The organism is Streptomyces sp. JJ38 (genome assembly GCF_019303475.1).
Classification (GTDB): domain Bacteria; phylum Actinomycetota; class Actinomycetes; order Streptomycetales; family Streptomycetaceae; genus Streptomyces.
The window spans coordinates 1-12916 of sequence record NZ_JABLSI010000027.1 but is presented as its reverse complement, the minus strand read 5'-3'; the positions used below and the strand labels follow the sequence as shown (position 1 = coordinate 12916).

Here is a 12916-nt window from a genome sequence, read left to right as displayed (position 1 = left end):
TGGCGCGGTCCTGGCGTCGACCCCTCGCACGGAGACCGTGTCTACCACCTCACACCACCTGTCACCGGCCTTCCCCGGTCGTGCTCCCTGGGGCACGGCCGGCAAGCTGCGCGCCTGGCAGCAGGCCGCGATGGACCGCTACATCACCGCGCAGCCGCGTGACTTCCTGGCCGTGGCCACCCCCGGCGCGGGCAAGACGACGTTCGCGCTGACGCTGGCGTCGTGGCTGCTGCACCACCACGTCGTGCAGCAGGTGACCGTGGTCGCGCCGACGGAGCACCTGAAGAAGCAGTGGGCGGAGGCCGCCGCGCGGATAGGCATCAAGCTGGACCCGGAGTACAGCGCGGGCCCGCTCGGCCGGGAGTACCACGGCGTCGCGGTGACGTACGCCGGCGTCGGCGTGCGGCCCATGCTGCACCGCAACCGCTGCGAGCAGCGCAAGACGCTGGTGATCCTGGACGAGATCCACCACGCCGGCGACTCCAAGTCCTGGGGTGAGGCCTGCTTCGAGGCGTTCGAGCCCGCGACGAAGCGGCTGGCGCTGACGGGTACGCCGTTCCGCTCCGACACCAACCCGATCCCCTTCGTGGAGTACGCGGAGGACAACGCGGGGGTGCGCCGTTCCGTCGCCGACTACACCTACGGCTACGGGAACGCCCTCGCGGACGGTGTCGTGCGTCCGGTCATCTTCCTCTCCTACAGCGGCAACATGCGCTGGCGGACGAAGGCCGGCGACGAGGTCGCCGCCCGGCTGGGCGAGCCGATGACGAAGGACGCCGTGTCCCAGGCCTGGCGTACCGCGCTGGACCCGCGGGGCGAGTGGATGCCGAGCGTGCTGAGCGCGGCCGACCGCCGGCTCACCGAGGTCCGCAAGGGCATCCCGGACGCGGGCGGGCTGGTGATCGCCACCGACCAGGACTCCGCGCGGGCCTACGCCAAGCTCATCCGTGAGATCACCGGCACCTCCGCGACGCTCGTGCTCTCGGACGACTCCGGGGCCTCGCAGCGCATCGAGGACTTCAGCGGCTCGGACGACCGCTGGATGGTCGCCGTCCGCATGGTCTCCGAGGGCGTGGACGTGCCGCGGCTGGCGGTCGGCGTCTACGCGACGACGATCTCCACCCCGCTTTTCTTCGCACAGGCCGTCGGCCGGTTCGTGCGCTCCCGGCGGCGTGGCGAGACGGCCTCGGTCTTCCTGCCGACCATCCCGATGCTGCTGGGCTTCGCGCACGAGATGGAGGTGGAGCGGGACCACGTCCTGGACAAGCCGAAGAAGGGCGGGGACGAGGACCCGTACGCCGAGGAGGCCGACCTGCTGAAGGAGGCCGAGCGGGAGCAGGACGAGGACACCGGCGAGCAGGACATGCTGCCGTTCGAGGCGCTGGAGTCGGACGCCGTCTTCGACCGGGTCATGTACGAGGGCGCCGAGTTCGGCATGCAGGCCCACCCGGGCAGCGAGGAGGAGCAGGACTACCTGGGCATTCCCGGGCTGTTGGAGCCCGACCAGGTGCAGTTGCTGCTCCAGAAGCGGCAGGCGCGGCAGATCGCGCACAGCCGCAAGCGCCCGGACGAGGAGGCCGACCTGCTGGAGGTGCCGGCGGAGCGGCGGCCCGTCGTCACGCACAAGGAGCTGCTGGAGCTGCGCAAGCAGCTCAACTCGCTGGTGGGCGCCTACGCGCACCAGAGCGGCAAGCCGCACGGCGTGATCCACACGGAGCTGCGCCGCCTGTGCGGCGGGCCGCCGACCGCCGAGGCGACGGCGGGGCAGCTCACGCAGCGCATCACCAAGGTGCGCGAGTGGGCGACCCGCATGCGTTAGGCCCTGTCGTCGAAAGGACGTCCTGCTCGCGACTCTTCCAGCCAACGCTGGGAGGTGCCCCCAGGCACGGCACCTCGCTGCGTTGTCGGAGTCGCCCGAGTGCGCCCCCGGTACCCGGGGCACGGGTGGGCACGTGATCGGAGGCGGAACCGAGGGGTGCGTCGCCGAAACCTTTCGGACATGGAGCGTAAAAAGGGGGCCACTCCCGGGCCTCGCGTGCCCGGATTCTGGACGAAGTCTTCCGCTCAGCGGATCGGGTCGCTAGGTTTCGGACACGCACACGCCCCGTGGCAGCGCCGCCTCGGAGCGCAGCCGGTGCGGCCCTTGCCAGCGCGACCGGTGGCCTCCCCCCATGCTGCCCACGGGACCTGGGCAGCGACGCACGACGACCGTGTGGAGGGGGCGGGCGCCGCCGGCACCGACCCGAAAGGGGCGTCGTGACCGCGGAGACCTCTCAGACGCTCGACCGGGGACTCAGAGTCCTGAAACTTCTCGCCGATACCGACCACGGGCTGACCGTGACCGAGCTGTCCAGCAAGCTCGGGGTCAACCGGACGGTCATCTACCGGCTGCTCGCCACCCTGGAGCAGCACTCACTCATACGCCGGGATCTCGGTGGCCGGGCCCGGGTCGGGCTCGGCGTCCTGGGTCTCGGCCGTCAGGTACACCCCCTCGTACGCGAGGCGGCGCTGCCCGCCCTGCGCTCGCTCGCCGAGGAGGTCGGGGCGACCGCCCACCTCACCCTCGTGGACGGGGTGGACGCCCTCGCCGTGGCCGTCGTCGAGCCGAGCTGGACGGACTACCACGTGGCCTACCGACCCGGTTTCCGGCATCCCCTGGACCGCGGTGCCGCGGGCCGCGCGATCCTGGCGGGCCGTGGTCCCGGCTACGAGCAGCCGGGGGGATACGTACTGACCCACGGCGAGTTGGAGGCCGGTGCGAGCGGCGCGGCCGCACCTCTGCTCGGCGTGGCCGGGATCGAGGGCAGCGTGGGCGTGGTGATGCTCGCCGACTCGGTGCCGGAGAAGGTCGGGGACCGGGTGGTGGCCGCGGCCCAGGAGGTCGCGGACGCGCTGCGCTGACGCCGTGGGCCGCGCCGACGCCGTCGGTCGTGGGTGGGCACGCGGGCGGACGTCACCCGTGCTCTAGATTGCACGGGTGATGTCTGCTCTCGCCGCCCGCCGCCGTCCGGTGCTGGCCGTCTGCGGCCTGCTCCTCGCCGGCCTGCTCGCCGCCGCCGCGCTCGCCCCGCTGCCCTACTCCGTGGCCCAGCCCGGTGTCACCGCCGACGTCCTGGGCGAGTACCGGGGAGAGCCCGTGATCTCGGTCAGCGGCGAGGCCGTGCCGGAGGAGCCGGGGGAGCGGGACGGCGCCCTGCTCATGACCACGATCGCGGCCACCGGCCCCGACACCCCGGTCCGCCTCGGAGAACTGCTCTCGGGCTGGTTCGCGGAGGACCGGGCGGTGCTGCCGAAGGACGTCGTGTACCCGGAGGGCGACTCGCCGGAGGAGATCCGCGAGCACAACGAGGACACGATGCTCAGGTCACAGGACGCCGCGGTGGACGCGGCGCTCGAGAAGCTCGGCATCGCCGAGGACGACATCGACATCACCCTGCGCCTGGAGGACATCGGCGGCCCCAGCGCGGGTCTGCTCTTCGCGCTCGGCATCGTGGACACGCTCGACGGCGGGGAGAGCCTCACCGGCGGAGCGACCGTCGCCGGCACGGGCACGATCGACGCGGACGGCACGGTGGGGCCGGTGGGCGGGGTGCCGCTCAAGACCCAGGCCGCGCGGCGGGACGGCGCCACCGCCTTCCTCGTCCCCCTGGCGGAGTGCGCCGACGCCGCGGCCGAGGCGCCGGAGGGGCTGCGGCTGATCCCGGTGCGGACGCTGGACGACGCGCTCGCCTCGCTCGCCGCCCTGCGCACCGGGGAGCCGACGCCGGCCTGTTGAGCGCCGGTCGGCGTGTGCGGCCCCGGCCGCTCACCGCTGCGGCTCCCCGAGGCTCCGGCCGCTCACGGCGCCGGCGGGCGGGAGACCTGGCGCACGAGCGGCACGATCCGCAGCGGCACCGGGTTCTCCATGACGATCGCCGTCGAGGCGCGGACGATGCCCGCGAAGCCCACCACCCGGTCGATGACGCGCTGGAGGTCGGCGTTGGAGCGGGCCACCAGCCGGCAGAGCATGTCGCCGTGCCCGGTGATGGTGTGCAGCTCCAGCACCTCCGGCACGCTCGCCAGGTGCGCGCGGACGTCGGCGCCCTGCCCCTGGGTGATCTCCAGCGTGGCGAAGGCGGTCACCGGGTAGCCGAGTGCGGCGGGGTCGACGTCCGGGCCGAAGCCGCGGATGACACCGGTGCTCTGGAGCCGGTCCAGCCGGGCCTGCACCGTGCCCCGGGCCACGCCGAGCCGCCGTGAGGCCTCCAGGACGCCGATCCGGGGTTCCGCCGCGAGCAGCTCCAGCAGCCTGCCGTCCAGCGTGTCGACACCCATCGCCCGCCTCCCATGGTCATTGTGTACAGATCGTCCGATGGTTCTGGCATACCACTGAACAGATTGTCCAGTCACTCTGCGAACTATTGCGCACCCTGTGGAACGGAGGGACCCTGCGCCTATGACTGAGACCCTTCAGAACGCCCAGACCTCCCGGCAGGACGACCCCTTCCCGGTCAAGGGAATGGACGCGGTCGTGTTCGCCGTCGGCAACGCCAAGCAGGCGGCGCACTACTACTCCACCGCCTTCGGCATGCGCCTGGTGGCCTACTCCGGACCGGAGAACGGCAACCGGGAGACGGCCAGCTACGTCCTGGAGTCCGGCTCCGCGCGGTTCGTGCTGACCTCGGTCATCAAGGAGTCCACCGAGCACGGCCGGTTCCTGGCCGAGCACGTCGCCCGCCACGGTGACGGCGTGGTGGACCTGGCCATCGAGGTGCCGGACGCCCGCGCCGCCTACGCCTACGCCGTCGAGCACGGCGCCACCGGCCTCACCGAGCCCTACGAGCAGAAGGACGAGAACGGCACCGTCGTCCTGGCCGCCATCGCCACCTACGGCCAGACCCGCCACACGCTGGTGGAACGTTCCGGTTACGACGGCCCCTACCTGCCCGGCTACGTCGCGGCCGAGCCGATCGTGGCGCCCGCCGAGAAGCGCACGTTCCAGGCCATCGACCACTGCGTCGGCAACGTCGAACTCGGCAAGATGAACGAGTGGGTGACCTTCTACAACAAGGTCATGGGCTTCACCAACATGAAGGAGTTCGTCGGCGACGACATCGCCACCGAGTACTCGGCGCTGATGTCCAAGGTCGTCGCGGACGGCACCAAGAAGGTGAAGTTCCCGATCAACGAGCCCGCGGTCGCGAAGAAGAAGTCGCAGATCGACGAGTACCTGGAGTTCTACGGCGGCCCGGGCGTCCAGCACATCGCCCTCGCCACGAACGACATCGTCTCGACCGTCCGCGCGATGCGGGCCGCGGGCGTGCGCTTCCTGGACGTGCCGGACACCTACTACGACACCCTCGGCGAGTGGGTCGGCGACACCCGCGTCCCGATCGACGAGCTGCGCGAGCTGAAGATCCTCGCCGACCGCGACGAGGACGGCTACCTGCTCCAGATCTTCACCAAGCCCGTGCAGGACCGGCCGACCGTGTTCTTCGAGATGATCGAGCGCCACGGCTCGATGGGCTTCGGCAAGGGCAACTTCAAGGCCCTGTTCGAGGCGATCGAGCGCGAGCAGGAGCGCCGCGGCAACCTCTGAGCCGCCACCGCCCACCGCGAGCGGCCTTGTGCCGGACGGCCGTACAGCCGTCCGGTGCAAGGCCGTTGCCGCCGTCCCGCGCGGCTGGCACGCTGAACCGCATGGCTGACAGCGCGGGTGGTGCGGGCGGTGCGGGCACGGTGACCGAACGGCTCCTGGACGGCCTGCCCGCCGAGGCCGTCCTCACCGATCCCGACGTCCAGGCCGCCTACGCGCGCGACCACGCGGGCTTCTGCCCCGCCGGCACCCCCGCCGTCGTCGTCCTGCCCCGCACGGTGGAGCAGGTGCAGCACGTGCTCCGCACGGCGACGGCGACCCGGACGCCCGTCGTCCCCCAGGGCGCCCGCACGGGCCTGTCCGGCGCCGCCAACGCCACGGACGGCTGCATCGTGCTGTCGCTGGTCAGGATGGACCGCATCCTGGAGATCAGCCCCGTCGACCGGATCGCCGTCGTCGAGCCGGGCGTCGTCAACGCCACCCTCTCGCGGGCCGTCGCCGAGCACGGCCTCTTCTACCCGCCGGACCCCTCCAGCTGGGAGGAGTGCACGATCGGCGGCAACATCGGCACCGCCTCCGGCGGGCTGTGCTGCGTCAAGTACGGCGTCACCGCCGAGTACGTGCTCGGCCTCGACGTCGTCCTCGCCGACGGGAGGCTGGTGTCCACCGGCCGGCGCACCGCCAAGGGCGTCGCCGGGTACGACCTCACCCGGCTGTTCGTCGGCTCCGAGGGCAGCCTCGGCGTCGTCGTCAAGGCGGTGCTCGCGCTGCGTCCCGAGCCGCCGCGCTCCCTCGCCCTGGCCGCCGAGTTCCCCACGCCCGAGGCCGCCTGCGACGCGGTGTGCCGGATCATGGCGGGCGACGGCGGCCCCGGGCACACGCCCGCCCTGCTGGAGCTCATGGACCGCACCACCCTGCGCGCCGTCAACGAGCTCACCCGGATGGGCCTGCCCGAGACCACCGAGGCCCTCCTCCTCGCGGCCTTCGACACCCCCGACGCCGCCGCGGACCTCGCGGCCGTCGCCGCGCTGTGCCAGGCCGCCGGGGCCACCGAGGTCGTCCCCGCGGAGGACACCGCCGAGTCCGAGCTGCTGCTCGCGGCCCGGCGCTCCGCCCTGGTGGCGCTGGAGCGGCTCGGCGGCGCGACCCTCATCGACGACGTCTGCGTCCCCCGCAGCCGTCTGGCCGACCTGCTGAAGGGCGTCACCGCCATCGCCGACCGCACCGGGCTCACCATCGGCGTCTGCGCCCACGCCGGTGACGGCAACTCCCACCCCGTCGTCTGCTTCGACGCCGCCGACCCCGGGGAGGCCGTCCGGGCGCACGCCGCGTTCGACGAGATCATGGCCCTCGGGCTGGAGCTGGAGGGCACGATCACCGGCGAGCACGGCGTCGGGCTGCTGAAGAAGGAGTGGCTGGCCCGGGAGCTCGGCCCCGTCGGCCTGGAGCTGCACCGGGGTGTGAAGCAGGTCTTCGACCCCCTCGGGCTGCTCAACCCCGGCAAGCTTTTCTGACCTCCCCGCCCCCCGCGGGCCCCGTTCGCCGCACGCGGCCGGTCGGCCCGTTGGCGGAACCCGCGCCCGCGGGCGAACGTGGGATGAGGAGGCCGAGAGATGACCAACACGCCAGCACCGTGTCACCGCCGCAGGGCCGCGCCGTGAACCGGCCGGTCGTCGTGGGCGTCGACGGTTCCCCGTCGAGCCTGGAAGCCGTCGCCGTGGCGGCCCGCGAGGCGCGGCTGCGCCGCTGCCCGCTGGAGGTCGTGCACGCGTTCGTCTGGCTGGCCCTGCGCGTGCCCCCTCGCCCACCGGCGCTGGGCCCGGCCGAGGACGAGCTGCTCGGTCCCGTCGAGGGCGGGCTGCGGGACCAGGCCGAGCGCGCGGTGGCCCTCGCCGTGGAGCGCGCCCGCGCCGAGGAACCCGAGGTGGCGGTCACCGGCGCGGTCGTGCCGGGCGAGACGGTGCCGGTTCTGGAGGACCGCTCGCGCGACGCGGTGCTGCTCGTGGTCGGCAGCCGGGGCCGGGGCGGGTTCACCGGGCTGGTCCTGGGCTCCACGGCGGTGCACCTGGCCGCGCACGGCCACTGCCCGCTGCTGGTCGTGCGCGGCACCCGGGACGACACGCGCCCCGTCCTCCTCGGCGTCGACGGTTCGCCGGCCGGCGCGGCGGCGGCCGACTTCGCCTTCGCGGAGGCCGCCCTCCGGGGCACCGGCGTCCTGGCCCTGCACGCGTGGACCCCGTGGAACGTGAAGGCACCGCGTCCGGAGGACCCGGCGGCTCCCTACGCCCTGGAACAGGGGGAACTCGCCGCCGGCGAGGAACGGGTGCTGGCCGAGGCCCTGGCCGGACGGACGGAGCGCCACCCGGAGGTCCCGGTCGAGCACGAGGTCCTCCGCGGCGGGACGCGCGAGGCGCTGATCGAGAGGAGCGAGCGGGCCGGGCTCGTGGTCGTCGGGGCCCGGGGGCATGGCGGGTTCACCGGACTGCTCCTCGGCTCGGTCAGCCAGGCCGTCCTCCACCACGCCCACTGCCCGGTCGCCGTCGTCCGAGGGCACGATGCCCGGCACTGAGGCCACCGGGACCTCCCGCCCACCCGGCGGCCGGCACCGGGCCGAGGCGCACCACGCGCTGGTGGCGCACGAGGTCGTGCTGTTGCTGGAGACGGACGCCGAGCGCGGCCTGAGCGGGGCGGAGGCCGCGCGGCGGCTGGAACGGTTCGGCCCCAACCTGCTCCCCCCGGCCACCGGGGGGAGCCTGCTGCGGCGGATTCTGCGCCAGTTCCACCACCCGCTGATCTACGTCCTCCTCGTCGCGGGCGCCGTCACCGCCGCGCTGGGAGAGTACGTCGACTCGACGGTGATCTTCGCCGTCGTCCTCGTCAACGCGCTCATCGGGTTCGTGCAGGAGTCGAAGGCCGAGGCGGCCCTGGAGGGGCTGCGGGCGATGGTGCGCACCACGGCCACCGTCGTGCGCGAGGGGCGGGAGCACACCGTGCCCTCGGCGGAGCTGGTCCCCGGCGACCTCGTCGTCGTCGAGGCCGGCGACAGGGTTCCGGCCGACGTCCGGCTGGTGGGGGTGGCGGAACTGCGGGTGGACGAGTCGGCGCTCACCGGGGAGTCCGTTCCGGTGACCAAGGACGAGGTGGTGCTGCACCCGGAGACCCCGGTCGCCGACCGTCGGAACATGACGCACTCCGGGACGCTGGTGACGGCCGGACGGGGCGCGGGCGTCGTCGTGGCCACCGGTCCGGAGACGGAACTGGGCGCCATCCACCGCCTGGTGGGTTCCGCCGAGACCTTGGCCACGCCCCTGACCGCCAAGCTCGCCGCCTTCAGCAGGACCCTGACGGTGGTGATCCTGTCGCTGGCGGCGGTGACGTTCGCGATCGGACTCGTCCGCGGCGAGGAGGCGGTGCGGATGTTCACCGCCGCCGTCGCCCTGGCGGTGGGCGCGATCCCCGAGGGGCTGCCGGCCGCCGTCACCATCACGCTCGCCATCGGGGTCGTCCGGATGGCCCGTCGCCGCGCGGTGATCCGACGACTGCCCGCCGTCGAGACGCTGGGCGGCACCACGGTCATCTGCTCGGACAAGACGGGCACCCTGACCGAGAACCAGATGACGGTGCGGACGCTGTGGACCCCCGACGGCACCACCTACCAGGCGACGGGGAGCGGTTACGCCCCCTCGGGCACCGTGTGCGACGCCGACGGCACCGTCGTCACCGCCGACGCGAGCCACGCCCTGCGGTGGTGTCTGCTCGCGGGCGCCGCCTGCAACGACGCCGCCCTCACGCACACCGGGGGCGGCTGGGAACTGCGCGGCGATCCCACCGAGGGCGCGATGCTCGTCGTGGCGGGCAAGGCGGGCCTGCGAGCGGACGAGGTGGCCGAACGCCTCCCCCGGAACGACACGATCGCCTTCAGCTCGGAGCGGCGGTACATGGCCACCCTCCACGACGACGCCGCCTCGGGCGCCTCCGTGGTGCTGGCCAAAGGGGCCACCGAACGCGTCGTCGGCCTGTGCGCCGAGCAGATGGCCGCCGACGGCGGCACCCGGCCGCTGGACCGCGCCACTGTCCTGGCCGCGGCCGAGCGGCTGGCGGCCGAGGGGCTCCGCGTGCTGGCGACGGCGGCGCGCCCGGCCGCCGAACCGGCCGCCTTCAGCGAGCGGGAGCTGCCCGGCACCCTCGTCCTCACCGGGCTCCAGGCCATGCTGGACCCGCCGCGTCCGGCCGCCACCGCCGCCGTCGGCGCCTGCCACGACGCGGGCATCACCGTCAAGATGGTCACGGGGGACCACGCGGCCACCGCGTCCGCCGTCGCCGGACGGATCGGCCTGCTGACCGGGCCGCGTCCGGGGGAGGGCGAGGTGCGCACGGGCACCGACCTCGCCGCGCTGACCGCGCGGGAGTACCCCGCGGCGGTCGACCGAGCCCGCGTCCTCGCCCGCGTCTCGCCCGAGCAGAAGCTCGGGCTCGTCCGGGCCCTGCAGGAGCGCGGCCAGGTCGTGGCCATGACCGGGGACGGCGTCAACGACGCCCCGGCCCTGCGGCAGGCCGACGTCGGAGTCGCCATGGGCCGCAGCGGTACCGAGGTGGCCAAGGACGCGGCCGACATGGTGCTCACCGACGACGACTTCGCCACCATCGAGGCCGCCGTCGAGGAGGGCCGCGGCGTCTTCGACAACCTCACCAAGTTCGTTGTGTGGACCCTGCCGACGAACATGGGCGAGGGCCTGGTGATCCTGGTGGCCGTGCTGCTGGGCAGCACGCTGCCGATCCTGCCCACGCAGATCCTGTGGATCAACATGACGACGGCCGTCGCGCTCGGGCTGATGCTCGCCTTCGAACCGAAGGAGAGGGGCGTCATGAACCGGCCGCCCCGCGATCCCGCCCGCCCACTGCTCACCCGGGCCCTGGTCGTACGGGTGCTGCTGGTCTCGGCCCTGCTGATCGCCGGTTCCTGGTGGGTGTTCGGCTGGGAGCGCGACGCGGGCGCGAGCCTGGCGGAGGCGCGTACCGCAGCGGTGAACCTGTTCGTCGCCGTGGAGGTGCTGTACCTCTTCAGCTGCCGCTCGCTGACCCGTCCGGCCTGGCGACTCGGCCTGTTCGGCAACCGGTGGGTTGTCGGCGGCGTGCTCATCCAGGTGCTCGGGCAGCTCGCCCTGACCTACATGCCGACGATGAACCACCTCTTCCACACCGCGCCCATCAGCGCGCGGACATGGCTGCACATCCTGGGCGTCGCCCTGCTCGCCGGGCTCGTCATCGCCGTCGACAAACGGCTGCGCCCGGCGCCCGGTTAGCGGGCGGTCCACACAGCCATCCCGCGGACCGTCGACCACGGCCCGGGGAGGACGCGACAAGGAGACAAAGAGACCATGGGACAAGGAGAGGATTCCGATGGACAAGCTCGTGTTCGCCGTCATCGTGGTGGGGCTCTGGATCGCCATCGGACTCGTCACCGCGTGGTGGATGGCGCGCCGGGGTCACCGCGACCCGGGCTGGATCCTCATGGCGGCGTTCTTCGGCCCGGCGCTGGCCCTGGCCGCGAGCGAGCGCGTCCAGCGGCGTCCCCGGATGCTGGCTCTCACCGAGTCCGGGAGCCCGGCGCCCGACGGGGTGCGGGTCCTCGTCGGCGTGGACGGGTCCCCCGCCTCGGAGGCCGCCGTCGACCTCGCCGTCCGCCTCGTGGCCCAGGGCTCGGGGACGCTGACGGCCGCGGAGGTCCTCGACTACGACGCGGCCGAGTCCGCCGAGAAGGTGGCCGCGGCCCAGGACCGGCTCATCGCCACCGCGCGACGCGTCGGTGGCCGCGTCGCGCGGTGCGAGGTCCTGTCGGGGCCGCCCGCCAAGGCGCTGGCCCGCTTCAGCCGGGAGCAGGGCATCGACGTCGTCGTGGTGGGCAGCCACGGCCGGGGCCTGTCCAAGAAGCTCCTGGGCGATGTCGCTCACGGGCTGCTCCACGAGTCGGCCGTCCCGGTGCTGGTGGTCAGCCGTCCCGCCGCACGGGCGGACAGCCCGCCGGCCGGACGCTCCGCCCCGGGCGGGTGAGTTGCCCTCGGTAGGGCGGTCCCACCGGCCAGGGGTCCGGCCTACGGGACCGCCCCTCACACGCCCGGCTCCTCGCTGAGCAGCGCCCCCAGTTCCTCGTCCAGATCCAGTTCGGCCGACTCCTGACCCGGCGGCACCAGCCGAAGGGTGCGCTCCACCCACGCCGCCACCGGCCCCGAAGGCGCCTGGAGCAGCGCCTCGCCCTCGGGCGAGCTGAGCGCCACGCACATCACGCTGCGCCCCGGCGTCCGCCCCGCCAGACCGGGGGAGAGCGGCCACACCCGCACGTCCCCGTGGCCGGACGGCCGGAAGACGCCCTCCATGAGGAGTTCTCTGGCGAACGTCCAGTGCACGGGGTGCGCCGAGCCGATGTGGAAGGAGACGTGGACGGCGTATGGGTCGTCGGTGCGGTAGAGGAGCTTCGCCGGGACGGAGGTGCTGTGCTCCGGCGAGAGCACCAGAGTCATCTCCAGTTCTCGTTCGACGGTGGTGTGCATGACGGGATGCCCTTCCTGAATGCTGGCGTGACGCGGACTGCACCAGGTGAGAGAGCGCGGCGGCCGGATCATTACGCGACTTCGCGAAGAAATCCGCGAACGGTTCCGGTCCGGAGTGTGCGGGTCCGCCGACAGCGCGCCGAGACCCCGGCGGACTCTGGTAGATGTGGACGCTGCACACCCCAGACTTCGGCCAAGCAGATACGGGACCGGACAGATGAGCGCGCCTCCCTCGGCATCCGCCAACGGCAGCACCCCCGCAGGCTATTACCCGGATCCTTCCATCCCGGGATACATCCGCTACTGGGACGGCGTCGCGTGGGTACCGGGGACCAGCCGCCCCGAACCACGCCCCGGCGAGCCGCTTCCCGAGCCGCCGGCCGGGGTCCGTCCGCCCGCCGTTCCGGAGCCCCGGGCCGCCACGCCGGAACCCCGGGCCGCCACGCCCGCCGCCGAGCCCCGGGACGCCGTCCCCACGCCGTCCCGGAACGCCGCACCCGCACCCGCACCCGCACCCGTGCCCGCCGCCGAGCCGCGGGACGCCGCCCCGGTGCCGCGGGGCTCCGTGCCCGCCGAGGAGACCGGCCCCGTCTTCCTGGACGACCAGCCGGGTCCGTCCGACGCCCGGCCGGAGGGGCGGCAGGTGACGCCGCGCCAGGCCGCCGCGGAGCCCGACGGCCAGGCACGCCCCGAGCCCGCCGCGGCCTGGCGGGCGGACGCCTCCCGGCAGTCCGGCTTCGGCGCGGACGCGGACCGCCGCGTCTCCTGGGGCGCCGGAGGCGGTGCGGGCGCC

General features: G+C 73.7%; 11 protein-coding genes. 9 read left to right on the top strand and 2 right to left on the bottom strand.

Features of this window, described 5'->3' with window-relative positions; translation table 11 throughout:
* The first annotated feature begins 37 nt into the window (after positions 1-37).
* The 3 genes from HPT28_RS16130 (at position 38) to HPT28_RS16120 (ending at position 3775) form a co-directional block, all read left to right on the top strand.
* On the top strand, positions 38-1819 hold the full coding sequence (locus HPT28_RS16130; RefSeq protein ID WP_219091791.1) for a DEAD/DEAH box helicase: 1782 nt from the start codon (positions 38-40) through the stop codon (positions 1817-1819).
* A 437-nt stretch (positions 1820-2256) separates the two neighbouring features.
* Positions 2257-2901, top strand: a complete 645-nt coding sequence (locus tag HPT28_RS16125) for an IclR family transcriptional regulator (RefSeq protein ID WP_219091790.1) — start codon at positions 2257-2259, stop codon at positions 2899-2901.
* Between the two features lie 79 nt (positions 2902-2980).
* The gene (locus HPT28_RS16120; protein ID WP_219091789.1) at positions 2981-3775 is read left to right on the top strand and encodes a S16 family serine protease; all 795 of its coding nucleotides are present in this window, start codon (positions 2981-2983) and stop codon (positions 3773-3775) included.
* Between the two features lie 62 nt (positions 3776-3837).
* On the opposite strand, the gene HPT28_RS16115 is transcribed toward HPT28_RS16120, so the two are convergent.
* The gene (locus HPT28_RS16115) at positions 3838-4314 is read right to left on the bottom strand and encodes an Lrp/AsnC family transcriptional regulator (protein WP_219091788.1); all 477 of its coding nucleotides are present in this window, start codon (positions 4312-4314) and stop codon (positions 3838-3840) included.
* 121 nt (positions 4315-4435) lie between these two features.
* Here HPT28_RS16115 and hppD point away from each other — a divergent pair, with 121 nt between their 5' ends.
* The 5 genes from hppD (at position 4436) to HPT28_RS16090 (ending at position 11626) form a co-directional block, all read left to right on the top strand.
* Complete coding sequence (gene hppD / locus HPT28_RS16110) at positions 4436-5578, top strand: 4-hydroxyphenylpyruvate dioxygenase (protein ID WP_219091787.1); 1143 nt, start codon at positions 4436-4438, stop codon at positions 5576-5578.
* Between the two features lie 101 nt (positions 5579-5679).
* Positions 5680-7089 (top strand): FAD-binding oxidoreductase, encoded by a 1410-nt coding sequence (locus tag HPT28_RS16105; protein ID WP_219091786.1) that lies wholly within the window; start codon positions 5680-5682, stop codon positions 7087-7089.
* 143 nt (positions 7090-7232) lie between these two features.
* Positions 7233-8144 carry a universal stress protein gene (locus tag HPT28_RS16100; protein ID WP_308119304.1) on the top strand — a complete coding sequence of 304 codons (912 nt, stop codon included), beginning with the start codon at positions 7233-7235 and terminating at the stop codon, positions 8142-8144.
* On the top strand, positions 8131-10878 hold the full coding sequence (locus HPT28_RS16095) for an HAD-IC family P-type ATPase (protein ID WP_219091784.1): 2748 nt from the start codon (positions 8131-8133) through the stop codon (positions 10876-10878). Before HPT28_RS16100 ends, HPT28_RS16095 begins: the two co-directional genes overlap by 14 nt.
* Before the next feature lie 97 nt (positions 10879-10975).
* Positions 10976-11626, top strand: a complete 651-nt coding sequence (locus HPT28_RS16090) for a universal stress protein (protein ID WP_219091783.1) — start codon at positions 10976-10978, stop codon at positions 11624-11626.
* Between the two features lie 56 nt (positions 11627-11682).
* On the opposite strand, the gene HPT28_RS16085 is transcribed toward HPT28_RS16090, so the two are convergent.
* Positions 11683-12123, bottom strand: a complete 441-nt coding sequence (locus tag HPT28_RS16085) for an SsgA family sporulation/cell division regulator (protein ID WP_219091782.1) — start codon at positions 12121-12123, stop codon at positions 11683-11685.
* 217 nt (positions 12124-12340) lie between these two features.
* On the opposite strand from HPT28_RS16085, the gene HPT28_RS16080 reads away from it, so the two are divergent.
* Positions 12341-12916 (top strand): DUF2510 domain-containing protein (locus HPT28_RS16080; protein ID WP_219091781.1); only part of this gene is annotated, 576 nt, incomplete at its 3' end.

Bases quoted from the DNA above. Each gene is read 5' to 3' on its own strand.
- HPT28_RS16115 (WP_219091788.1), bottom strand. From the start codon at position 4,314: ATGGGTGTCGACACGCTGGACGGCAGGCTGCTGGAGCTGCTCGCGGCG.
- hppD (WP_219091787.1), top strand. From the start codon at position 4,436: ATGACTGAGACCCTTCAGAACGCCCAGACCTCCCGGCAGGACGACCCC.
- HPT28_RS16085 (WP_219091782.1), bottom strand. From the start codon at position 12,123: ATGCACACCACCGTCGAACGAGAACTGGAGATGACTCTGGTGCTCTCG.
- HPT28_RS16120 (WP_219091789.1), top strand. From the start codon at position 2,981: ATGTCTGCTCTCGCCGCCCGCCGCCGTCCGGTGCTGGCCGTCTGCGGC.
- HPT28_RS16105 (WP_219091786.1), top strand. From the start codon at position 5,680: ATGGCTGACAGCGCGGGTGGTGCGGGCGGTGCGGGCACGGTGACCGAA.
- HPT28_RS16095 (WP_219091784.1), top strand. From the start codon at position 8,131: ATGCCCGGCACTGAGGCCACCGGGACCTCCCGCCCACCCGGCGGCCGG.
- HPT28_RS16090 (WP_219091783.1), top strand. From the start codon at position 10,976: ATGGACAAGCTCGTGTTCGCCGTCATCGTGGTGGGGCTCTGGATCGCC.